At 68.5% G+C, this 21,292-nt stretch carries 22 protein-coding genes; 16 read left to right on the forward strand and 6 right to left on the reverse strand.

Annotated features, from left to right (window positions below; translation table 11 throughout):
• Window positions 1-32 precede the first annotated feature (32 nt).
• The 5 genes from P7A99_RS06760 (at window position 33) to P7A99_RS06780 (ending at window position 3,725) form a co-directional block, all read left to right on the forward strand.
• The gene (locus P7A99_RS06760) at window positions 33-1,499 is read left to right on the forward strand and encodes a M20 family peptidase (protein WP_277793145.1); all 1,467 of its coding nucleotides are present in this window, start codon (window positions 33-35) and stop codon (window positions 1,497-1,499) included.
• A 178-nt stretch (window positions 1,500-1,677) separates the two neighbouring features.
• Window positions 1,678-1,830, forward strand: a complete 153-nt coding sequence (locus P7A99_RS06765; RefSeq protein WP_277793146.1) for a hypothetical protein — start codon at window positions 1,678-1,680, stop codon at window positions 1,828-1,830.
• A gap of 31 nt (window positions 1,831-1,861) precedes the next feature.
• Window positions 1,862-2,971 carry an aromatic ring-hydroxylating oxygenase subunit alpha gene (locus tag P7A99_RS06770; RefSeq protein ID WP_277793147.1) on the forward strand — a complete coding sequence of 370 codons (1,110 nt, stop codon included), beginning with the start codon at window positions 1,862-1,864 and terminating at the stop codon, window positions 2,969-2,971.
• Window positions 2,959-3,225: a hypothetical protein gene (locus P7A99_RS06775; protein WP_277793148.1), complete on the forward strand. Its 267-nt coding sequence runs from the start codon at window positions 2,959-2,961 to the stop codon at window positions 3,223-3,225. Before P7A99_RS06770 ends, P7A99_RS06775 begins: the two co-directional genes overlap by 13 nt.
• Before the next feature lie 80 nt (window positions 3,226-3,305).
• Window positions 3,306-3,725, forward strand: coding sequence for a CPBP family glutamic-type intramembrane protease (locus P7A99_RS06780; protein ID WP_277793215.1), 420 nt, complete (start codon window positions 3,306-3,308; stop codon window positions 3,723-3,725).
• Window positions 3,726-3,824: 99 nt separating this feature from the next.
• Here the strand turns inward: P7A99_RS06780 and P7A99_RS06785 are convergent, their stop codons facing one another.
• Window positions 3,825-4,397, reverse strand: coding sequence for an SH3 domain-containing protein (locus P7A99_RS06785; RefSeq protein WP_277793149.1), 573 nt, complete (start codon window positions 4,395-4,397; stop codon window positions 3,825-3,827).
• A 251-nt stretch (window positions 4,398-4,648) separates the two neighbouring features.
• Here P7A99_RS06785 and P7A99_RS06790 point away from each other — a divergent pair, with 251 nt between their 5' ends.
• From P7A99_RS06790 to P7A99_RS06800, 3 genes are all read left to right on the forward strand, one after another.
• Complete coding sequence (locus P7A99_RS06790) at window positions 4,649-6,064, forward strand: hypothetical protein (protein ID WP_277793150.1); 1,416 nt, start codon at window positions 4,649-4,651, stop codon at window positions 6,062-6,064.
• Between the two features lie 150 nt (window positions 6,065-6,214).
• Window positions 6,215-7,906, forward strand: a complete 1,692-nt coding sequence (locus P7A99_RS06795) for an acyl-CoA dehydrogenase family protein (protein WP_277793151.1) — start codon at window positions 6,215-6,217, stop codon at window positions 7,904-7,906.
• Window positions 7,907-8,095: 189 nt separating this feature from the next.
• A complete protein-coding gene (locus P7A99_RS06800) occupies window positions 8,096-9,142 on the forward strand; it encodes a sensor histidine kinase (protein ID WP_277793152.1) in 1,047 nt (348 codons plus the stop codon).
• Here the strand turns inward: P7A99_RS06800 and P7A99_RS06805 are convergent.
• From P7A99_RS06805 to P7A99_RS06820, 4 genes are all read right to left on the reverse strand, one after another.
• Window positions 9,108-10,856: a S41 family peptidase gene (locus P7A99_RS06805; RefSeq protein ID WP_277793153.1), complete on the reverse strand. Its 1,749-nt coding sequence runs from the start codon at window positions 10,854-10,856 to the stop codon at window positions 9,108-9,110. The genes P7A99_RS06800 and P7A99_RS06805 overlap by 35 nt on opposite strands.
• Before the next feature lie 86 nt (window positions 10,857-10,942).
• Window positions 10,943-11,545, reverse strand: coding sequence for a TetR/AcrR family transcriptional regulator (locus P7A99_RS06810; RefSeq protein WP_277793154.1), 603 nt, complete (start codon window positions 11,543-11,545; stop codon window positions 10,943-10,945).
• A 138-nt stretch (window positions 11,546-11,683) separates the two neighbouring features.
• Complete coding sequence (locus tag P7A99_RS06815) at window positions 11,684-12,331, reverse strand: TetR/AcrR family transcriptional regulator (protein WP_277793155.1); 648 nt, start codon at window positions 12,329-12,331, stop codon at window positions 11,684-11,686.
• Window positions 12,328-12,561, reverse strand: coding sequence for a hypothetical protein (locus tag P7A99_RS06820; protein ID WP_277793216.1), 234 nt, complete (start codon window positions 12,559-12,561; stop codon window positions 12,328-12,330). Before P7A99_RS06820 ends, P7A99_RS06815 begins: the two co-directional genes overlap by 4 nt.
• A 310-nt stretch (window positions 12,562-12,871) precedes the next feature.
• Between P7A99_RS06820 and P7A99_RS06825 the strand changes: the two genes are divergently transcribed.
• From P7A99_RS06825 to P7A99_RS06855, 7 genes are all read left to right on the forward strand, one after another.
• Window positions 12,872-13,069 (forward strand): twin transmembrane helix small protein, encoded by a 198-nt coding sequence (locus P7A99_RS06825; protein ID WP_058347782.1) that lies wholly within the window; start codon window positions 12,872-12,874, stop codon window positions 13,067-13,069.
• Between the two features lie 46 nt (window positions 13,070-13,115).
• The gene (locus P7A99_RS06830) at window positions 13,116-13,694 is read left to right on the forward strand and encodes a cob(I)yrinic acid a,c-diamide adenosyltransferase (RefSeq protein ID WP_277793156.1); all 579 of its coding nucleotides are present in this window, start codon (window positions 13,116-13,118) and stop codon (window positions 13,692-13,694) included.
• Window positions 13,695-13,709: 15 nt separating this feature from the next.
• Entirely contained in the window at window positions 13,710-14,417 is a 708-nt protein-coding gene (locus P7A99_RS06835) for a type 1 glutamine amidotransferase (RefSeq protein WP_277793157.1), read from the forward strand.
• 46 nt (window positions 14,418-14,463) lie between these two features.
• Entirely contained in the window at window positions 14,464-15,180 is a 717-nt protein-coding gene (locus tag P7A99_RS06840) for an Isoquinoline 1-oxidoreductase subunit (RefSeq protein ID WP_277793158.1), read from the forward strand.
• A 196-nt stretch (window positions 15,181-15,376) separates the two neighbouring features.
• Window positions 15,377-15,655, forward strand: coding sequence for a hypothetical protein (locus P7A99_RS06845; protein ID WP_277793159.1), 279 nt, complete (start codon window positions 15,377-15,379; stop codon window positions 15,653-15,655).
• A gap of 577 nt (window positions 15,656-16,232) precedes the next feature.
• Complete coding sequence (locus P7A99_RS06850; protein ID WP_277793160.1) at window positions 16,233-18,092, forward strand: glycoside hydrolase family 2 protein; 1,860 nt, start codon at window positions 16,233-16,235, stop codon at window positions 18,090-18,092.
• 177 nt (window positions 18,093-18,269) lie between these two features.
• A complete protein-coding gene (locus P7A99_RS06855; RefSeq protein WP_277793161.1) occupies window positions 18,270-19,487 on the forward strand; it encodes a hypothetical protein in 1,218 nt (405 codons plus the stop codon).
• Window positions 19,488-19,872: 385 nt separating this feature from the next.
• Here the strand turns inward: P7A99_RS06855 and P7A99_RS06860 are convergent, their stop codons facing one another.
• On the reverse strand, window positions 19,873-20,352 hold the full coding sequence (locus P7A99_RS06860; RefSeq protein ID WP_277793162.1) for an SRPBCC family protein: 480 nt from the start codon (window positions 20,350-20,352) through the stop codon (window positions 19,873-19,875).
• A 158-nt stretch (window positions 20,353-20,510) separates the two neighbouring features.
• Between P7A99_RS06860 and P7A99_RS06865 the strand changes: the two genes are divergently transcribed.
• Window positions 20,511-21,275, forward strand: coding sequence for an SDR family oxidoreductase (locus P7A99_RS06865; RefSeq protein WP_277793163.1), 765 nt, complete (start codon window positions 20,511-20,513; stop codon window positions 21,273-21,275).
• Window positions 21,276-21,292: the final 17 nt, after the last annotated feature.

Consider the following 21,292-nt stretch of genomic DNA (forward strand, 5'->3'; position numbering starts at 1 on the left):
GTTGCGCCCTGACATTTTGGCGGAGGGGCGTCATGGGGTGGAAGAGCAAGGTCGCGCTGGGCGCGGTCGGGGTGGTCGCGGTGCTGGCCGGGGTGGTGGTCGTGCGGACCGTCACCTTCAAGCCGCCAGCCCAGGCGGGCGAGGTTGCGCTCGCCGCCGCGCGTCCGTTCGACGCGGCCAGGGCCGCCGCGCACCTGGGCGAGGCCATCCGCTTCCAGACCGTCAGCCACCAGAACGCCGCCGAAAACGACTTGGCCCAATGGGACGCCCTGCACGCCTGGCTGCAGGCGACCTATCCCGCCGCCCACAAGGCCATGACCCGCGAGGTCGTCGGCGGTCACGCCCTGATCTACACCTGGAAGGGCTCGGACCCGTCGCTGGCGCCAATCGTGCTGATGGCCCACCAGGACGTGGTGCCGATCACGCCCGGCACCGAGAAGGACTGGAAGCATCCGCCGTTCGGCGGCGTGGTGGCCGACGGCGCGGTCTGGGGACGCGGCGCGGTCGACGACAAGGGCTCGCTGATCGGCCTCTTCGAAGCCGTAGACGGCCTGGCGGCCGGCGGCTTTGCGCCCAAGCGCACCGTGATCATCGCCAGCGGCCATGACGAGGAGGTCGGCGGGGCCGGGGCCCGGGCCGTGGCCGCCACGCTGAAGGCGCGGGGCGTCAAGGCCTGGTTCGTGCTCGACGAGGGCATGGTGGTGGTGGCCGACAACCCGGTCACCAAGGGGCCGGCCGCGATCATCGGCGTCGCCGAGAAGGGCTATGGCACGCTGAAGGTCACCGCGCCTGCGCCCGGCGGCCATTCCTCGACCCCGCCGCCGCAGACGGGCGTCACCACCCTGGCCCGCGCCGTGCTGGCCATCGCCGACCATCCCCATCCGATGAAGTTCGAAGGCCCCGGCGCCGAGATGCTGAAGTCGCTGGCCCCCAGCGCTTCGCCGACGGTGAAGATGGCGGCGGCCAACAGCTGGCTGTTCTCGCCGCTGCTGGTCCAGCAGACGGCCAGGAGCCCGGCGGGCGCGGCCATGCTGCACACCACCATCGCGCCGACCATGCTGAAGGGCTCGCCCAAGGAGAACGTGCTGCCCCAGGACGCCACGGCCTGGATCAACTACCGCATCGCACCTGGCGACAACTCCGCCGCCGTCATGGCCCGCGCCAAGGACGCGGTGGGCGACCTGCCGGTGCAACTGGCCTGGGAGCGCCAGTTGAACGAGCCCTCGCCGGTGTCGTCGACGACCTCGGAAGGCTGGAAGACCCTGGCTTCGCTGGCCGGGAACGAGAGCGGCGCGCCGGTCGCGCCGGGCCTAGTCATCGCCGCCACCGACAGCCGCTTCATGTCGCCGATCGCCGACGACATCTACCGCTTCCAGCCGATCACCCTGTCGATGGACGGCACCAAGATGATCCACGGCACCAACGAGCACATGACCCTGGCCAATCTGGAAGAGATGGTGCGGTTCTATCAGCGGCTGGTGGAGACGGCGGGGAAGTAGGCGGAGATTGTCTCCTTTCTCCGAGCATCCCCGCGAAGGCGGGGATCCAAGCGGACACGCAGCCAAGCTCAGATTTATCCTGCAAATCAGCTTGGGTCTCCGCCTTCGCGGGGATTTTTCGGGGGTGTACTGCCTGTCGAGACTTAAAAGGCGCATGGACTGGCGCTAGCATCCGCACATGCCCGCTGAGGACGACGCCTCTTCTGAAATCAAAGTTGCCGCCCGCTTGTCCGAGCATGAGCAGGCGCGGCCGAGTGATTTGATCGATTTCCTGGACCGTGCGCCTGAGGTTGCGCCAATGGAGGGCGACGCGCTGAACAAGGCGTCGTAAGAACCGCCGTTCCTCTCTCCAGTTGACACTCATGCCCGCTGACGACGCTCCCGCCGCGACCAAGACCGCCAAGGCCCCGCCCGCCAAGTTCGGCAAGGGCTTCCTGTTCGACGCCTGGTACTATGCGGCCCTGTCGCGCGAGGTGAAGACGGGCAAGCTCACCCGCTACGAGATCCTGGGCGAGCCGGTGCTGGTCAGCCGGGGCAAGGACGGCAAGGTGTTCGCGATCCGCGACGTCTGCCCGCATCGCGCCGCGCCCCTGTCGGGCGGCAAGCTGACGCAGGAGGCCGACGGCCGTTCCAGCGTCGAGTGTCCCTATCACGGTTGGCGGTTCGGCTCGGATGGCGTCTGCGCCTCGATCCCGTCGCTGACCAGCGACCAGAGCCTCGAGGTCTCGCGCATCCGCGTGCGGCGCTATCCGGCGGCCGAGAGCCAGGGGATGGTGTTCGTCTGGATCAGCGCCGACCCGCGCTTCGACGGCGAACCGCCGGAGCCGCCGCCGGCCTTTCCCGGCGTGGTGGGCGGGCAGGCCAAGATCGTCGACTCGATGATCTTCGAGACCCACATGGACCACGCGGTGGTCGGCCTGATGGACCCCACCCACGCGCCCTATGTGCACGAGGCCTGGTGGGCGCGCTCGTCCAAGCGCCAGTCGGAAAAGACCAAGGTCTTCGCGCCCTCGCCGGAGGGCTTCGTCATGCGCCGCCACGGGCGCAGCAAGGCCAACCGCCTCTATGACATCCTCGGCGGCGCGCCGGAGATCGAGATCACCTTCCGCCTGCCCGGCTATCGCTGGGAGCACATCGTGGTGGGCAAGCGTCAGGTGCTGGCCCTGACCTGCCTCACGCCGCTGACCGAGACCTCGACCCGTATCAGCCAGCTGATCTGGTCGGACCATCCGGTGATGGCCTTCCGCGCCCTGATCGCCCCCTTCGCCCGCGAGTTCCTGCGCCAGGACGGCCGCATGGTGAACCTGCAGAACGAGGGGCTGAAGTACGACCCGGCCCTGATCTGGATCGACGACGCCGACACCCAGGCCAAGTGGTACCAGCAGCTGAAGCGCGAATGGACGGCCAGCCGCGCCGAGGGCCGGCCGTTCGTCAATCCGGTCAAGGAAACCACGCTGAAGTGGCGCAGCTGAGCGGCTCGCTCAACGTCCATCTGGGCGACGAATACGATCGCGACCTGCGCGCGGCGCTGCTGAACGCGTTGCTGGAAAGCGGCGCGACCCTGAAGGACCGCTGGCAGGGTGTGGGCGGCTCGCAGGACGTTTCCCAGGAGGAATGGGAAACCGCCGACGGCGTCGTGGTGGTCGAGGCCGAGACCTATGTCGGCCTGTCGATCCAGGGACCGGAAGCGGCGGTGACGCCTGTCGTGCGGCGGCTGGGCCGATGAGGCGCGCCGGGCGACGGCTCGCGCAGGTGCTGACGATTTTGCCAGACGCGGCAGGCTGGCGGTGGTGCGCCTTGACCGCCGTGGTCTGCGGCGCGGTGATGGCGGCGATCGGCTTTTCGACCGGCCTCTATCGCCTGACCGAGACCGCGCCCGGTTTGATGATCCGCCTGCTGATCGTGTGGATCGTGCCGGCCGTGGGCGAGGAGATCCCGTTTCGCGGCCTGCTGCTGCCCGGCCGCGACGAGACCAGGCGGCCCTGGCTGTGGGTCGCCGTCTCGACCGCGCTCTATGTCGCCTGGCATCCCTTCGAGACCCTGACCTTCCTGCCGCACGCGACGACGTTCCTGCGCTGGGATTTCCTGCTGTGCACGGCGATCCTGGGTCTGGCCTGCGCCCTGATGCGCCTGCGCACCGGTTCGCTGTGGCCGGCGGTGCTGCTGCACGGTGGCTTCGTGGTGGTGTGGCAGACCTGGCTGGGCGGGGTCAGCGCGCTGGGGTGAACGAGCCTCCCCCAAACGCGCGAAAAGCCCGCCTGGTCGGGGGACCAGGCGGGCTCGCACGGGGCGCGCAGGGGGGACGGGGCGCGCCCCGAACCTCGATTAGGCGCGGTAGACGTAGGCGCTGGAGACGTAGCCGACGCCGACGCCGTTCTGGCCGACCAGGATCCACTGGCCGTCGCTGGTGCGGCCCAGGGCCTGGAAGGTCTCGCCGGCGACGACCGAGCCGACGCGCTGGCCGCGGGTCGAGGCCGAGGCGCGCAGGTTCAGGGTCGAGCGGGCGACGTACTTGCCGGTGATCTTGGTCATCGGCGCGGAGTCGACGTTGTGCGAGATCTTGATGCCGTTGCTGGTCTTGTAGGAGCCGCCGACGTCGTTCGAAGCCTGCTTCTTCTGCATGCTGCAGCCGACGTAGGAACCGGCGCCCGCGCCGACCACGGCGCCGATGGCGGTGCCCGTGCCGCGGTCGTTCTTGGCCAGGTTCGAGCCGGCGACGGCGCCCAGCAGGCCGCCGATCACGGCGCCCGCTTCCTGCTTCTTGCCCGAGGCGTCGCAGCCGACGACGCCGCCCAGGCGCTGTTCGACGGCGTTGGCGGCCGGGGCCGAGGCCATGGTGAAGGCGGTGGCGGCGGCGATGGTCAGGCCGATGGTCTTGATCTTGTTGGTCTTGTGCATGGCGGTGGTCTTTCGTCCCGTATGATTTGTTCGGAGCCGTCGGCCCCGTGAGACGCACCATCGCAGGCCGAAGCTGAACCGAGCCGTCAGGCCGTTCGACAGAATTCGTTCATGTTGGAATTTTTTCGAAACACCGCGCGCATGGCCTCGAAAGTCGTGGTGCGCAAATGCACAACCAGCGAGGGTGTTTCGGGGGTAGGATGCCTCGATGGCGCGGCATGCAACACCGCGTCGGGGAAGGGGACCGACCCATGAGGAAGATCGCGATCGCGACGGCCGCCGCCGTCGCCCTGGGCGCCGGACTGGCCGGCTGCGGCAAGACGCCCGAAGCGCCGCCCAAGACCGAGGCGCTGCTGGACGTGGCCGTCATCACGCCGGTGCCGCTGCCGACCACGGCCGACTATCCGGTGGCCGCCGCCACCATCAACGGATGGATCGCCAACGCCGACACCGCCGCGATGCGCAACCACGCCTGGCAGCTCTGGCAGGCCATGGCCCAGCCGTCCGGCCAGTCGTTCAACGGCCAGTCGCTGCCGATCTGGGAAACCTGGGCCGGCACCAACGACATCTTCCCGCCCGCGCCGGCGGCCGGAACCGTGGCGGCCGCCGCCACCACGACGGTGGCTCAGCGCGTGGCCGCGCCGCGCAAGCTGCGCGTCTTCCAGCAGCCCAACCAGTTCCACCACGGCCGTGGCGGCATCACGCCGACCAAGTTCGACACCACGGTGACATCGTTCAACAAGTTCAGCCCCGAAGCGGCGGCCTTCCTCGACGCCTCGCATCCGGGGCCGGGCGGCGTGTCGTACCGCTACTCCAGCACCTCGGACATGCAGAAGCTGAACACCTCGTGGCCGGCGGGCACGACCCCGCAGAACCGGGGCGTGCAGGAGTTCCCGGTGCGCGGTCTCGAGCTGAAGCCGGTGTTCGGCCTGGTCCACGCCAGCGGCCTGACCCCGCAACCGCTGTGGCAGGGGCCGGCGGCCTCGACCAACGCCCAGAACCCCGAGCCCCAGACCTGGACCACCTGCGTGCTCGTCGCGCCGACCGGCCAGGGCCCGGTGCGCCCGGCCACCCCGCGCGAGATCGCCAGCATCCGCAACCCGGGCGCCTGCAAGACCTTCCTGTGGGCCCCGATGAGCACCTTCTACTCGGTCAAGCTCAGCGCCGCCGAGGCTGCGGACTACAACACCGCCAACGGCCTGACCGGCGCCAACGCGGCCGCGGCCGGCGACTTCGCCGTGCTGCAGGCCATGCATGTCAACAGCAAGGAAATCCCGTTCTGGACCTGGCAGACCTTCTGGTGGCAGCCGGGCGCCGACACGCCGAACGGCTTCCCGGGCAGCAAGCAGGGCCAGCCGGCCAGCCTGACGGGGCCGTGGACCAACTACGCCACCTGCACGGCCTATGACCAGACGACCACCCAAGGCGGCTCGACCATGACCGTCTGCTTCAACCCCTATCTGGAGACCAGCACCGGCATCCCGGCCGGCATCACCTCCAACTGCATGAGCTGCCACGGCGTGGCCGTGATCACGGCCGGCAATGCGCCCTATCCGGCCGACTACAAGAAGCCGATCGCGTTCTTCAGCGACCCGCTCTACTTCACGACCAGCAACACCCACGCCGACTTCTCGTGGGCCCTGGCCAGCAATTCCGACCCGAACTGACGACACCGCGCCCGTCCCTTCGGGGGCGGGCGCGCGCCCTCCCGATCCCGGCTCCCGCGCAACCGCATGCTGCGTCGCGGCATTGCTCGCAGGTGCGAAAGGGATCACAGTGCCGGAAAACATAAGTACGGCGCAGGGGAGTTTGAGAGCATGACCGACGCGGTCGCCCAGGAGTCCAAGTCCCTGATCCTGCCGGGCCTGACGGGCCTGCTGCGTGAGGCGGCGACCAGCGCCCAGACCTTCGTCGCCGAGGCCCGGCCCGCCGTGAAGGCCGCCATCGCCGGCGCCGACGGCAGGATCGACCGCAAGCTCGCCGACGCCCAGCAGCATGCCGTGCACGGCTTTGGCTGGTACGCAGCCTATGCCGAGCTGATGAATCAGGTCGCCGGCTGGGCCGAGCGGCTGGAGAGCGAGGGGCGTTTCGGCGAGATCGAGGCCTTGCTGGCCCAGCTGCTGTTCTCCGAATACGCCGCCCAGCTGATCGGCGGCGTGCCGATGAACCAGGGCGAGATCGTCCGTCCCGCCCATCTGGTCACCGACCGCGCGGTGATGAACCGTCTGTTCTCGAACGGCATCATGAAGCTGATGGTCGAGGGCGGGACGCAAGCGGTTAAGACCCGCATCGCCCAGCGCCTGGCCGAGGCGCGCGGTCGCCCGACCCTGGAGCACACCGGTCTCGACGAGACCTTCGAGATGATCCGCGACCAGTTCCACGCCTTCGCCGAGGAGAAGGTCACGCCTTTCGCCCACGAGTGGCACCTGAAGGACCAGCTGATTCCGATCGAGCTGGTCGAGGAGTTGGGCGAGCTGGGCGTCTTCGGCCTGACCATTCCCGAAGAGTTCGGCGGCAGCGGCATGGGCAAGACGGCCATGTGCGTGGTGTCCGAAGAGCTGTCGCGGGCCTGGATCGGCGTCGGCTCGCTGGCCACCCGCTCGGAGATCGCCGGCGAGCTGATCCTGACCGGCGGCACGGACGAGCAGAAGCAGTACTGGCTGCCCAGGATCGCGTCGGCCGAGATCCTGCCGACGGCGGTGTTCACCGAGCCCAACACCGGTTCGGACCTTGGCTCCCTGCGCACCCGCGCCGTGCTGGAGGGCGACCGTTACGTGGTGACCGGGAACAAGACCTGGATCACCCACGCCGCCCGCGCCGACGTCATGACCCTGCTGGTGCGCACCGATCCGGCCACCAGCGACTATCGCGGGCTTTCGATGCTGCTGGCCCCCAAGCCGCGCGGCGTCGAGGGCGACGACTTCCCGGCCCAGGGCATGAGCGGCGGAGAGATCGGCGTCATCGGCTATCGCGGCATGAAGGAATACGAGCTCGCCTTCGACGGCTTTTCCGTGCCCGCCGAGAACCTGCTGGGCGGCGTGCCCGGCCAGGGCTTCAAGCAGCTGATGGCCACCTTCGAGAGCGCCCGCATCCAGACGGCGGCGCGGGCGGTGGGCGTTGCCCAGGCGGGGCTGGAGGTGGGGCTTTCCTACGCGCTGGACCGCAAGCAGTTCGGTGACGCGATCTTCGCCTTCCCCCGGGTGCACAACAAGCTGGCCATGATGGCCGCCGAGATCATGGGCGTGCGCCAGCTGACCTATTTCGCCGCCCGCCAGAAGGACGAGGGCAAGCGCTGCGACCTGGAGGCCGGCATGGCCAAGCTGGTCGCCGCCCGCGTGGCCTGGGCCGCCGCCGACAACGCCCTGCAGATCCACGGCGGCAACGGCTTTGCGATGGAGTACGCCGCCAGCCGTCTGCTGGCCGACGCCCGCATCCTCAACATCTTCGAGGGGGCCGGCGAGATCCAGGCCCAGGTCATCGCCCGCCGCCTGCTGGAAGACGGGAACTAGGCGGCCGCTGAAAGCAAGGGTTGCCAGCGCTGGGGCGTGTCCGTCGCCCGAAGCCTGGTGCGAACGGGGAACTAAGTCGGCCCAGCGACACTTTGGCTTCGATTGTGCCGCTTGCCGCGATCACCTAGGGTCCCGCCCTGGATGCGCATCGCCTGCCTGGGCGGCCGCCACCGAGGGGAGTTTCGGACAGTGCAGTCGGCTGCCAGCCTCCTGGAGGCTGTGGATTGGGACCATCACCTGCTGGGCCCGCGAGAGGCTTGGCCGGCGCCTCTGAAGCTGGTCGTCAACTCGCTGCTCGGCTCGCCGGAGTCGATGTATCTGGTCTGGGGGGCCGACCGGACCTTCATGTTCAACGACGCCTATCGGCCGATCCTGGGTCCGCGACTGGAAACCGCCCAGGGGGCGCGGTTCGAGGCGCTGTGGGCCGACGCCTGGCCCACCGTCGAGGCCATGTATCTGGCGGCGGAGGCGGGACGAGCCTCGCGCGTCGTCGATCTCTACATTCCCATGGCCCGCTACGGCGAGCCCGAGGACACCTGGTGGACCTTCTCCTACACGCCCGTGCGCGACGACGACGGGGCGGTGCTGGGCGTGCTTTGCGTGACCAACGAGACCTCCGACAAGGTGCGGGCCGAGGCCGCGCGCGCCGAGGCCGTGGCCCAGCAGGAGCTGCTGAACCACGAGCTCAGCCATCGGGTGAAGAACATCATGTCGATGGTCCAGGCCATCGCCGCCCAGAGCCTGAAGACGGTGGAGGACAAGGGCGCGGTCCGGGCCTTCGAGGATCGCCTGATCGCCCTGGGTCACGCCCATGACGTCCTGCTGCAGCACCAGTGGCGGCCGGCGTCCGTGCGCTCGGTGATCGGGCCGATGCTGGCCCTGCACGACGGGCGAGGGCAGTTCCGCATCGAGGGGCCCGACGTTCTGTTGGCCGCCGACGCCAGCCTGTCGCTGTCGCTGCTGCTGCACGAGCTGGCGACTAACGCCGCCAAGCACGGGGCCCTGTCGGTCGAGGGCGGCCGGGTGTCGCTGAACTGGGCGATCGAGGGCGACCGGTTCGTGCTCGAATGGCGCGAAGCCGGCGGTCCGCCCGTCACGCCTCCGGTGCGCAAGGGCTTCGGCTCGCGCCTGATCGCCGCGGGCCTGCGGGCCGCCCGCGAAGCCGAGCTGGTCTATGCCCCGGAGGGCTTTCCGGCCCGCTTCACCGCCCCGCTGGAGCGGATGACGCGGGACTGACCTGCGCCTGGTCGGCCAGCGCGATGCCGCGTTCCAGCACCTCGTCGCGGCCGGCGCGGATCCCCGCCAGGGTCGGCTCGACCGGATCGGTGGGGGCCACCCCCACCCCGTGATAGGTCGAGCCGTCGTGCTTGCGCACCCGCAGGCCGGTGAAGATCATCTGGTAGCCGCCGGGCAGGTTCAGGCGGTTGATGTCGCCATTGGTTCCGGCGGTGGTCGAGCCGACGATCGGCCCCAGCTTCTCGCCTTCGAAGATGCTGGCGTAGCTTTCGCACTGGCTCATCGAGCCCGCGCCGACCAGCAGCACCAGGCGCCCCGTCGCGACCGGCGTCTTCGGTTCCAGCGCCCAGCGCCCCCGGCCGTCGAACACCACGTTCTTGCGGTCCGGCAGGATGGCGATCGGCGTCTCGAAGATCGGCGAGCGCAGCGTGCGGTCGCGCAGGTGGAAAAAGAGCTCGCGCGCCGCCGGCGACGGATAGCGCCGGACGTCCAGCACCACGCCCCGCGCTCGCGCCAGGACGTCCAGCCTGTCGGTCAGGTCCTCGGGCGTCACGCGGTTGAGGTCGATATAGAGCAGGCCGGGGCGCGGCTGCGAGAAGTGCGCCGTGCGGCGGCCGGCCTTGATCCATTCGGCCACCTCCAGGCCCGGGCGCGGCGCCAGCGTCGCGCGCAGCCGCGCGCCGTCGGGGCCCTGGCCTTCCAGCCGGGCGGGCGTCCCGTCGGGGCGGCGGCCCAGCAGCTGCACCGCCTTGGCGCGGCGCCATTGCGGCGTGGCCGAGGCGATCAGCGGCTCTATCCGAGCCAGCCGTTCGGTCACGGGCGTTCCGTCGATGCGGTCGACGATGCTGCCGACGGGCAGGCCGGGCGCGCCGACCGTGACCACCAGCCGCCGCTCGATCCAGCTCCATTCGGCCGGCAGGTACGGCACGGCGGCGCCGCGCGTGACCATGCCGTGGCCGTCGTGCAGGGCCACGGTCATGCGCTCCAGCGTGCGCTTGAAGGCCTCGGCGTCGGGGTCGGTGGCGGCCGTGCGCAGGGCCTTGGGCAGCTCGGCGTCCCAGTCGGTCTGCACGACGTCGAAATAGGGATAGAAGTGCTGCAGCACGCCCCAGGCGATCGCCACGCCGGCCAGGCGCACGGCGCGGTCGTCGGGCGAATAGCTGTCCAGTGGTGGCGACGGGGTTTGCGGCTGGAGCGCGGGATCGGCGCTGTAGGCCGTCACCGGCATCACCGCCGTCACCCCGCCGCCGAGATCCAGCAGCATGATCCGGGGCTTGCCGCCGGGCACGGGAATGCGGGCGCTGTTGTAGAGCGGATTGGTCTTCAGCCCGACGCCGCGGTGGCGCCACATGACCAGGGTCCGGCCGTCGGTCGGTTCCTCCGCCGGCTTGGCCGCGGGCGGCGGGCCGCCGTGGATGGTCATTCTCGGCGTCAGCGGGCCGAAGGCCTCGCCCAGCCGTGCGGCTAGGTCGCCCGGGGAGGCGGCCGTCTCGACGGTCTCGATCGTCGACACCGCGAAGGCGTTCCAGTCGGCGCTCGCCGCTGCGTCGCCGGCATGGAAGAAGCGCACATGGGCCATCAGCCGCGCGAAGGCGGCGAGATTGACCTCGCCCTGCGCGGTCAGCGGTCGAACCCGCGACGGCGGCGCCGCGGAGGCGGAGCTCGCCAGCGCGGCGGCCGGCAGGCCGGCCAGGACGTCACGCCGATTGACCATGGTTCTCCCCCCACTTCTGTCGTGGGAGGAGCCAAGCGGGGCAGGTGGGCGAAACTGTGACGCTTCGCAGCCTTGGGTCGAGCGGGCTAGCGCGGCGTCCAGCCGGCGGCGACCAGCGCGACCTGCTTGTCCATGATGGCCGACATCTCGTCGGCGCCGGCGCCGCGCGCGGCCGCCATGCGGTAGTTGGAGGCGTAGCAGGCCTTGAGCACTTCCACGGTCAAGGCCAGGTCAAGGTCGCCGCGCACGTCGCCGCGCGCCACGCCTTCGCGCAGCACCTGTTCGAGCATGTCCGACAGCCGCTCGTTACGACCGTAGGGCTTCACGCCCGGGTCGTTGCTGGGGCTGTAGGATGCGGCGATGTGGGCCAGGAACAGCCGCACGCGCCGGGTCTCGAACTCGTAGTGGATGGCGAAGATCGAGCATAGCCGATCGGCCGTGGAGCCGCGCAGGAACGGCAGCACCCGGTCGAATTCGGCATAGAGATCGCCCAGGCGCCGTTCCATCACGTGGCTGAGCACCTCGGCCTTGGAAGCGAAGGTCGTGAAGACGCTGCCCACCGACACGCTCGCCCGTTCGGCGATGGCGCGGATCGTAGTCTCTTCGTAACCGGTCTCGTTGAACAGGTCTCGCGCGGCTTCGAGCACGCGCTCGCGCGTCGCCTGTTTCTGTTCGTCGCGTACGCCCACGCAGTTCCCCCTCCGGACACGCAGCGCTGATTTCAACACATCGAAACGCACGCCCGACCCCAACGGGCGCATGTCTCGTTCTTCTTTTCGTTGACCTGGACGACCGGGGGACGCTTCCGCCCCCCGGCGGAACCGTCCCTAGGCGCGCACGCCGGCGAGGATCAGCTTCAGCTGTTCGCGCAGGTGAGCCACCAGGTTCTCGACCGTCCAGCCATCGTAGACGGCGCGGCGGTAGTTGGCGACATACACGTCCCAAGCGATCTCGGCCACGAGTTTCGCGTCCACGTCGGCCTTCAGTTCACCGGCCTGCACGCCGCGCTCCAGAGCGTCGGTGATCAGGGCGAACAGTTGCTTGATATCCGTGCGGGCGCGCTTTTCGGCGGCGTCCGAGCGGGTCCAGCTGACGGCGATGCTGGCTTGCAGCAGCGGCAGTTGCTCCAGGTGGAAGCTGTAGGCCACGCCGAACAGGCCCAGCAGGGCGTCGGCGACGGTCTCGCCGTCACGGGCGGCCTGCTTCATCTGGGCGTAGATGACTTCGTAGTCGGCGGTCAGGATCTCGTCGAACAGCTCGGACTTGTCCGAGAAGCTGGCGAACACCGCGCCGGTCGACATGCCGGCGGCCTGGGCGATGTCACGGATCGTGGCGCCTTCGTAGCCGCGCTCGCTGAACAGCTGGCGGGCGGCCGACAGGACGCGTTCGCGGGTGCGCTGCTTGGCGAGCGCCCGGCGGGTCAGCTTCACCGGGGTTTCGGAACCGGACTCGATGTTGACGGAAACAAAGCTCATGCGGCGGCCTCCAGGCGGGCGAGCGCGGCTTCGGCGCGCTTCTCAAATTCGATGCAGTACTCGTCGACGACGTTTTGCAGGACGTCGGCGTAGCGGCGGGCGAGATCGCGCCCGTCCTGGGCGGCGTCTCGAAGGTCGGTAATCAGTTGGCGGACTTCCGCGAGGGCTTCTTCCCTCTCCGTCCCGTTCCCTTCGGAACGGACCGCGGCGAGCCGGGCGCTCTGCGACATGACTTCTCTCTCCAGGCCGGCCGCGGGGAACAAACTGCGCTGAACGATCCGCGGCTTGGCGTCGATCATGTTCAACGAACGCGCACTGTGAATTCAGGTGGGGCCGTCTACCCTTGTGTGCAAGGGAATTCAACCCACAAAACGTGTCAAAGTCTGTCAAACTTTGCTGGAAATCGTTCTATGGTAGCGCTCCTCATTCGTCGATGCGGCAAATGCGCTCAACGAACGCACTCGCCGAACATGTTTTGCGATTTTGAGGCGAGCGGGGCGGCGCTGGCGTTCGTAGAACGAGAGGCCTAGGTTGAGCGCTATGGCCAACCTGTTCCAAATCGCCATCCCCATCGCCCTGTTCGCCGTGCTGGCGACGCTGTGCGTGGGGATCTACGCCCTGTTCCGCGGCGGCGACTTCGGACGTTCCTATTCCAATCGACTGATGCGCCTTCGCGTGGTGCTTCAGTTCGTGGCGGTGCTGGTCCTGGTCGCAGCCTTCTGGTGGAGCCACCGGTAGAGGTCTAGCCGGCTGATTTTGCAGCTTTGTTTCAGGAGGTGACGCCGTGGTCGTGCTCAACCGCATCTATACGCGCACGGGCGACAAGGGCTCGACCCGGCTGTCGACCGGCGAGCCGGTCAGCAAGGCCTCCCTGCGGGTCGAGGCCTATGGCGGGGTCGACGAGACCAACGCCTTCATCGGCGTGGCCCGTCAGCACGCGGGCGAGGACGCCGAGCTCGACGCCATGCTCGAGCGCATCCAGAACGACCTCTTCGACCTCGGCGCGGACCTGGCCACGCCTGAGCAGAACGGAAAGCCCGAGTGGGAGCCGCTGCGCGTGGTCGAGGCCCAGGTCGAGCGGCTGGAGGCCGAGATCGACCTGATCAACGCGCGCCTCTCGCCCCTGACCTCGTTCGTGCTGCCGGCCGGCTCGGCCCTGTCGGCCGCCCTGCACGTGGCCCGCACGGTCTGCCGCCGGGCCGAGCGCGCCTGCGTGGCCCTGGCCGCGACGGAAGGCGAGATCGTCGGCCAGCCGGCGTTAAAATACCTAAATCGACTGTCGGACCTCTTGTTCGTCGCCGCCCGGCGCGCCAATTCCGACGGCGCGCGGGACGTGTTGTGGAAGCCCGGCGCGACGCGATAGGACGCACGGACGACGATGCGCATCGGCCTTCTGGAAACGGGCGAGCCGCCCGAAAGCCTGATCTCCGCCTACGGCCGCTATGGCGGCATGTTCCAGCGCCTGCTGGGGCCGGGCCATGACTACACCACCTTCGACGTCCAGGCCGGGGTGCTGCCCAAGGCGATCGACGCCTGCGACGCCTATGTCGTCACCGGCAGCTCGGCCGGCGTCTATGACGACCTGCCGTGGATCGACCCGCTGAAGGGTTTTCTCGCCACCGCCCGCGATCAGGTTCCGCTGGTCGGGGTGTGCTTCGGCCACCAGGTGATGGCAGAGGCCTTCGGCGGCAGCGCGGTGAAGTCCGACAAGGGCTGGGGCATCGGCCTGCAGAGCTATTCGGTGTCGAAGGCCGCGCCGTGGATGGACGACGTCGCCCATGTCAGCGCGCCGGGCTCGCACCAGGACCAGGTCGTGGCCCTGGCGCCGGGCGGCCAGGTGCTGGCCGGCAGCGATTTCACCCCGTTCGGCGTGCTGGCCTATGGCGACAAGGCCATCTCGATGCAGTTCCACCCGGAGTTCGATCCCGCCTACGCCACGGCCCTGATCGAAAGCCGGCGCGGCACGCGCTTTTCGCAGGAGCAGGCCGACGCGGCCGTAGCCTCGCTGGCCGCGCCCAACGACAGCAACCGCGTCGCCGGCTGGATCGGGACATTTCTGGCCGGAGCGTGGCAGCCGAAAGTGTGAGCGGTTTCGGCTGCCACGCTCCAGATGATCGAGGAGGAGCCTGTCTATGGACAGGCTCCAGCGCAACCAAGGCCTGACTTGGCCGTTGCGGCTGGGCAAGCGGGAGAACAACGCCATGCGTCTCGCCACCGTGATGCTCGCCGCCGGTCTGACCCTGGCGGGCGGCGCCGTGATCGCCATGACCCAGGGCGCGGCCGGTCCCGCGCCCGCCGCGCCGCCGGCCGAGGGGCTGAAGACCGTCGCCAGCTTTCAGTCGATCAAGGACCCGGCCGCCCGTTCGGTCGCCCTGTTCACCGAGGCCGGCAAGGTGATCCAGAGCCCGCGCTGCCTGAACTGCCATCCGGCCACTCGCGCGCCCACTCAAGGCGACGACCTGCATCCGCACAATCCGCCGATGGTCGCCGGCCAGAGCGGCCATGGCCCCACCGGCATGCCCTGCCTGTCGTGCCACGGCCCGGCCAACGTCAAGACCTTCGGCGAGCAGGTCAAAAGCATCCCCGGCGACCCTCACTGGGCGCTGGCGCCGGCCGAGATGGCCTGGCAGGGCAAGTCGCTCGCTCAGATCTGCGCCCAGCTGAAGGATCCGGCCCGCAACGGCGGCAAGACCCTGGCCCAGATCCACGAGCACATGGCCCGCGACCATCTGGTCGGCTGGGGCTGGAACCCCGGCGAGGGCCGCAAGCCGGCGCCGGGCACGCAAGGTCAGTTCGGCGAGATCATCAAGGCCTGGATCGACACCGGGGCGAAGTGTCCGAAGGCGTGATCGGTCGCTTCTCTACTCCCGTCATTCCTGCCCTTGTGACTTGGCGGCTGGCAGGGAGGTTCTCGCCACAAGGGCGGGTGTTGACCGAGACAGACACTCGCTTGCGACGGTGATTTGATTGTCCGGGATGGGCGGCGGAGCCAACTTCGGTTCACGACCCATCGCAGACTGTCAGAATGGCTGTTAGCTTCGTCGAATGAGCAAACCCCGCATCACCATGACCATCTCGGATGATGGCTCGTTCTTTGAGCTGTATCTCAACGAAGCAGGGCGTTCGAAGCTGATCAGCGAACTGCAAGCGCTCGATGAGACCGACGAACATCTCCATCTCGATCCTGATGGGGTCGGCGACGTCGTTATGTCCACAAAAGCTTACGATGATAGGCAGACGGTGATCAGCTATGGGAAGATCTATTTGCGGAAAGACGAATGGGATGCAAAGTACTTCCCCCATGTCATGAACTCAGGCGAATAGGCCCAACGCCACCTGATCACCTATTGCAGATCATTGCATGGGCGGCAATTATGACTTCCAGAGAGAGAACTAAATCGCCGATCGAACTAATCGTGGCGGCGGACGAACCGGCGCTACTTTTCTCATCCGTCGATGCCGCAGAGCGATATCTCGAAGCGACGTCCGTGACGGTGTTTACACAGCGGCCTATGGACCAGCAGGTGAGCTTTTCAGCATCACCGCTGTCGGTGACAACGTCATAATCCGACAAAGCACCGACGAGCCACTTCCAAACCAGCTCGTCCAACTGCTTCAGAAGCTTTTGCCACCTGAAGAACGGTCAGGCGACCTTGCTATCCTATTGGAACGCCTTTCCTTGCATGTGTCGGCCTAGCCAAAGTCCGCTCCCCGCCCATAGCAACATCAAATCCGTCCGCTCATTGGGGCTGTGTCGATAGTAGTGGAGACCCCCGGTTCCGGGGCGGGAATGACGGAAAGATTCGAGATGGCGGCCTAGACAATCCGTAATCGGCCTGACCAATATTCCGCCCAATGACAACGTTGGCATTACCAGCGTTGCGAAGGCAGGGAGAGGTGGATGCGGCGGGTGTTCGAGCGCGTTCTGACGGCTGCGGCCGTGCTGGTCATGGCCGCGTCGGCGGCGCAGGCGGGGCCGACCCTGACACGGGCCGACCGGCGCGAGGGCCAGGACCTGTCGGGAACCTGGAACTATTCGGTCGACCCCTATCGCGACGGGATCGCCGGCTTCCACCGCGGTCCGCCCGGCGTCGGCCACCGCCGCTATGACGACAGCGACGTCGAGCAGGTCACCCGCGCCGATCCCAAGGCGCTATACGAATACGACATGCAGCGCTCGCCGACCGCGACCCTGCCGGCCTCGTGGCTGACCCACGGGCCCGAGATGCGTCACTACCAGGGCCTCGTCTGGTACCAGCGGCAGTTCGAGACGTCGGCGCTGAAGCCCGGCCAGCGGGCCTTCCTGCGCTTCGAGGCCGCCAACTATACCGCCAAGGTCTATCTGAACGGCCAGGCCGTGGGCGAGCACGAGGGCGGCTTCACCCCCTTCTCGCTGGAGGTGACCAAGCGTCTGCGGGCCGGTTCGAACCAGGTGACGGTCGGCGTCGACTCCACCCCCGCTGTCGACGGCGCGCCGCCGCCGGTCACCGACTGGGAAAACTACGGCGGCATCACCCGGCCGGTGCGGCTGGTGATCACCCCCGCCACCTTCGTCGACGAGGCCTGGGTGCGCCTGACCCGCGACGGCAAGACGATCGCCGCCGACGTTCGCCTGGACGGTCCCGCCGCCGCCGGCCAGGCGGTCAGCGTCAAGGTCGCCGGTCTGAACCTGACGCTCTCCGGCCAGGCCGGTTCGGACGGCGTGGCCAGGCTGTCGTCCCCCGCGCCCAAGGGGCTCAAGCGCTGGGCGCCCGGCGCGCCGGTGCTCTACGACGTGCGCATCGAGGCGGGGCAGGACGTGCTGACCGACCGTGTCGGCTTCCGCACCGTCGAGGTGCGCGGCGGCGAAATCCTGGTCAACGGCAAGCCGGTGTTCCTGCGCGGCATCTGCCTGCACGAGGAGGAGCTGGGTGAGAACCCGGCCCGCACCATCACCGAGGCCTCCGCCCACGCCCTGCTGGCCGAGGCCCGCGATGGCCTGCACGCCAACTTCGTGCGCCTGGCCCACTATCCGCACTCGGAGGTGACCACGCGCCTGGCCGACGAGATGGGCCTGCTGGTCTGGAGCGAGATCCCGATCTACTGGCTGGTCGATTTTAGCAACGCCCGCACCCTGAAACTGGCGCGCGACATGCTGGCCGACTCCATTCGCCGCGACCGCAACCGCGCCTCGATCGTGCTGTGGAGCGTGGCCAACGAAACCCCGATCAGCGACGCCCGCAACGCCTTCCTGGGAACCCTGGCCGACGACGTCCGCGCGCTGGACGACACCCGGCTGGTCACCGCCGCCCTGCTGGCCGACCGCAAGATCGAGGGCGGCCGCCAAGTGATGGGCATCGACGATCCGCTGGCCGCCAAGCTCGACGTGCTGGCGGTCAACACCTATGCCGGCTGGTATTCCGACGACAGCTTCGAGGCGGTGGCCAGGATCGCCTGGCGGCCCACCGAAAAGCCGATGGTGTTCTCCGAGTTCGGCGCCGACGCCCTGGCGGGCTTCAGCGACCCGGCGCTGATGCGCAAGTTCTCCGAGGACTTCCAGGCCCGCTACTACGTCCAGACCCTGGCCATGGCGGCCAACGCCCCCTCGTTGCGCGGCATGTCGCCGTGGATCCTCAAGGACTTCCGCTCGCCGCGCCGCCAGCACCCGGTCTACCAGCAGGGCTGGAACCGCAAGGGCCTGATCTCGCCCACCGGCCGGCGCAAGGCCGCCTTCAAGGTGCTGGCCGACTATTACGAGAAGCTGGCGGGGGAGGGGCGGTAGCGGGCCGAGGCAGACGCAGACGTCGTCCTGGCATGGCCGCGTTTTAATTGGCTGTCCCAACGGGGCCGCGATAGACCACGATCGGTTGAGTCGCTTGGGGGCGTGCGCGTGCGGAGAGTTTGTCGGGGTCTGTCGGGCGTCCTTCTGGCCACCCTTGCCGCTTTTGCGAACAGCGCAGTGGCCGAGGAGGCGACGCCATCGCCCTTCTCTTCGCGCCTCGCCCAGGCGATCGCGCCTCTGGACGTCAATCCGGACGGCCTGTCGGGCGCGGGGGCGCTCGTCCTGTCGGAGGCCGTCGCCGCCAGCCGCTACGTGCTGATCGGCGAGAGCCACCACAGCCGCGAGATCCCGGCCCTTACGACCCAGATCTGCCGCCTGATGGCGCCCTCCGGCCTGACCGCCATGGCTATCGAGACCGGACCGGAAGCGGCCCGTGTCGTCGATTCCGCCATGCGATCGAAGGACCGCGAAGCCCGGGTCGCCGATTTCATGCGCGCGCACCCGGACGGCGTCGCCTTCTTCAACGGACGCGATGAAGTCCGTATGGCCGGCGATTGCGCCGCCGCCGCCGGACAAAAGTTCGAGCTCTGGGGACTGGACCAGGAGTTCCTCGGATCCAGCGGCCATCTGCTCGAGGAAATGCTGGCCGCGAAGCCTGGGCCCCTCGCCCGGGCCGCCCTCACCGGTCTGGCCGCCCAGGACCGGAAAGCCACCGCCGCAGCCCTCGCATCAGGCTCGCCTTTCGACCTTTTCCTGCTGTCGGCCACGCAGGCCGATCTTGATCAGGCCGCCGCCGCCGTCGCGCGGGATGGCGGGCCGCGCGTGCGCCATCTGTTCGGCCTGCTGACGGAGACCCGCGCCATCTACCAGGCGTCGCGGTCGGGCCAGGGCGACGCCAACGGCCGCCGCGCGAGGCTGATGAAGCGCACCTTCGCCGCCCGTCTCGCCGAAAATCCCGAGGCGAGAGTCCTGCTGAAGTTCGGCGCCAACCATGCCTACAAGTCGCTCAATCCGCTCAATCAGCGCGACCTCGGCGCCTATGTGGCCGAGCGCGCCGAGGGCGAAGGCGTCTTAGCGCTGCACATCATGGTGCTGGGGGCCAGGGGCTCGGTGGGGGGCTATGGCGGCGTCGGGCGGCCCGCCGTCGTGCATGCCTTCGACATGGCCGACGACAAGGACCCGGACTGGCGCAAGGACGCCACGCTGGCGCGGGCGGCCAAGGCCGCGCCGGGATCGTGGATGCTCGTGGATCTTCGGCCGCTCAGGACCAAGGCCTTGCTGGCGTCGGCGCCGCCGGAATGGCGTGAACTGGCGCTTGGCTACGATATCGCCATCCTGGCCCCGACGTTCACCGCATCCAGCCTGCTCGGCGTGGAGACCCCCGCGACGCGTTGATCTCATCGCTCCGATCTGACCGTCCGAAACAGGCGGCGGAGCCTATTCCTCTTCACGACCCGCTGCGGACGTCTGGCGCAACGACCCTCTCTCTTAGAGAGAGGGAGGGGCCCATGCGAAGCATGGGAGGGTGAGTGGTTACACCTTCGGCCGGAGCGCCGGCACGTAGCCCCAACAGCACCAAGACTTCCCAAGGGCTTCGCCTACCCACTCACCCTCCCACGCCTCGCGGCGCGGGCCCCTCCCTCTCTCCATGAGAGAGGGATTTTATGATCGCTTCCCACCCTTCGCGGACACCGATGGCGTCCGCTCACCGGGGCCATGTCGGTAGCGGTGGAGGTCCCCGGTTCTAGGGCGGGAAGGGCGGAAGGAAAGAGGTCCCCTCCTAAAGCCTCGCCGCCAGGGCCGCCATCTGGTCGGCGGCGACGCCCCAGCCTTCGTGGAAGCCCATCTGCTCGTGCATGGCCTTGTCCTCGGCCGACCAGTGGCGGGCGATGGCGGTGTAGCGGGTCTGGCCGCCGCCCAGGTCCTCGAAGCGGACGATGCCCACCATGAACGGCTTTTCGGACGGGACCCAGGCGCTGGTGAAGGCGTCGGTGAAGACGATCAGCTGGTTCTCGATCACTTCCAGATAGACGCCCTGGTTCGGCATCTCCTCGCCGTCCGGACCGCTCATGACGATCAGGCTGGAACCGCCGGTGCGCACGTCCATCTCGGCGTGGCTGACGCGCCAGGGCGGCGGGCAGAACCACTCGGGCAGCAGCTCGGGCGTGGTCCAGCACTTGAAGAGCTTTTCGGCCGGCTGGTCGATGATCCGGGTCAGGACCAGTTCGTGAGCGGCGGCGGGGGCGGCGTCGAGGGCCATGGCGTTTTCTCCGTATCGTTGGAAGCAGTGTTCGGCCCAAGGACGGCCGGCGTCGACCGTTCCCGACAGGCCCAGCGCATTTTTTCGAAGCCGGTTGACCCGCTTCTTCGCCAGGGTCACTGTGCCGGCAATTCAAACAAACGTTTAGGGAGCGCGCCGTGAGCCTCTTCGACCTGTCCGGCAAGGTAGCCATCATCACCGGATCCTCGCGCGGGATCGGCAAGGCCATCGCCGAGCGCATGGCCGAGCACGGCGCCAAGGTGGTGATCTCGTCGCGCAAGGCTGGTCCCTGCGAGGAGGTGGCGACAGCTCTCAATGAGAAGCACGGCGCCGGAACCGCCATCGCCGTGCCGGCCAACATCGCCTCCAAAGAGGACCTGCAGCGCCTGGTCGACGAGACCCGCGCCGCCTTCGGCCGGATCGACATCTGCGTCTGCAACGCCGCCAGCAATCCGTATTACGGCCCGCTGGCCGGGATCAGCGACGACCAGTTCCGCAAGATCCTCGACAACAACATCATCAGCAATCACTGGCTGATCTCGATGGTCGCGCCCGAGATGCGCGAGCGCAGGGACGGGTCGATCGTCATCGTCAGCTCGATCGGCGGCCTGCGCGGCAACGCCATCATCGGGGCCTACAATATCTCCAAGGCCGCCGACTTCCAGCTGGCCCGGAACCTCGCCCACGAGTTCGGCCCCGACAACGTGCGGGTCAACTGCATCGCGCCGGGCCTGATCAAGACCGACTTCGCCAAGGCCCTGTGGGACGACCCCAAGACCCTGGAGCGCTCGACCGCCGGGGTTCCGCTGCGCCGGATCGGCGAGCCCGACGAGATCGCCGGGGCGGCGGTCTATCTCGCGTCGAGCGCGGGTAGTTTCATGACGGGGCAAGCCCTGGTGGTGGATGGCGGGGCGACCATCTGAGCCAAGCTCCACCGGCG

The organism is Caulobacter endophyticus, assembly GCF_029543245.1.
Lineage (GTDB): Bacteria > Pseudomonadota > Alphaproteobacteria > Caulobacterales > Caulobacteraceae > Caulobacter > Caulobacter endophyticus_A.

Excerpts from the sequence above, each read along its gene's own strand:
- P7A99_RS06760 (WP_277793145.1), top strand. The coding sequence starts at position 33 with ATGGGGTGGAAGAGCAAGGTCGCGCTGGGCGCGGTCGGGGTGGTCGCG.
- P7A99_RS06765 (WP_277793146.1), top strand. The coding sequence starts at position 1,678 with ATGCCCGCTGAGGACGACGCCTCTTCTGAAATCAAAGTTGCCGCCCGC.
- P7A99_RS06770 (WP_277793147.1), top strand. The coding sequence starts at position 1,862 with ATGCCCGCTGACGACGCTCCCGCCGCGACCAAGACCGCCAAGGCCCCG.
- P7A99_RS06785 (WP_277793149.1), bottom strand. The coding sequence starts at position 4,397 with ATGCACAAGACCAACAAGATCAAGACCATCGGCCTGACCATCGCCGCC.
- P7A99_RS06790 (WP_277793150.1), top strand. The coding sequence starts at position 4,649 with ATGAGGAAGATCGCGATCGCGACGGCCGCCGCCGTCGCCCTGGGCGCC.
- P7A99_RS06795 (WP_277793151.1), top strand. The coding sequence starts at position 6,215 with ATGACCGACGCGGTCGCCCAGGAGTCCAAGTCCCTGATCCTGCCGGGC.
- P7A99_RS06805 (WP_277793153.1), bottom strand. The coding sequence starts at position 10,856 with ATGGTCAATCGGCGTGACGTCCTGGCCGGCCTGCCGGCCGCCGCGCTG.
- P7A99_RS06815 (WP_277793155.1), bottom strand. The coding sequence starts at position 12,331 with ATGAGCTTTGTTTCCGTCAACATCGAGTCCGGTTCCGAAACCCCGGTG.
- P7A99_RS06820 (WP_277793216.1), bottom strand. The coding sequence starts at position 12,561 with ATGTCGCAGAGCGCCCGGCTCGCCGCGGTCCGTTCCGAAGGGAACGGG.
- P7A99_RS06825 (WP_058347782.1), top strand. The coding sequence starts at position 12,872 with ATGGCCAACCTGTTCCAAATCGCCATCCCCATCGCCCTGTTCGCCGTG.
- P7A99_RS06835 (WP_277793157.1), top strand. The coding sequence starts at position 13,710 with ATGCGCATCGGCCTTCTGGAAACGGGCGAGCCGCCCGAAAGCCTGATC.
- P7A99_RS06840 (WP_277793158.1), top strand. The coding sequence starts at position 14,464 with ATGGACAGGCTCCAGCGCAACCAAGGCCTGACTTGGCCGTTGCGGCTG.
- P7A99_RS06845 (WP_277793159.1), top strand. The coding sequence starts at position 15,377 with ATGAGCAAACCCCGCATCACCATGACCATCTCGGATGATGGCTCGTTC.
- P7A99_RS06850 (WP_277793160.1), top strand. The coding sequence starts at position 16,233 with ATGCGGCGGGTGTTCGAGCGCGTTCTGACGGCTGCGGCCGTGCTGGTC.
- P7A99_RS06860 (WP_277793162.1), bottom strand. The coding sequence starts at position 20,352 with ATGGCCCTCGACGCCGCCCCCGCCGCCGCTCACGAACTGGTCCTGACC.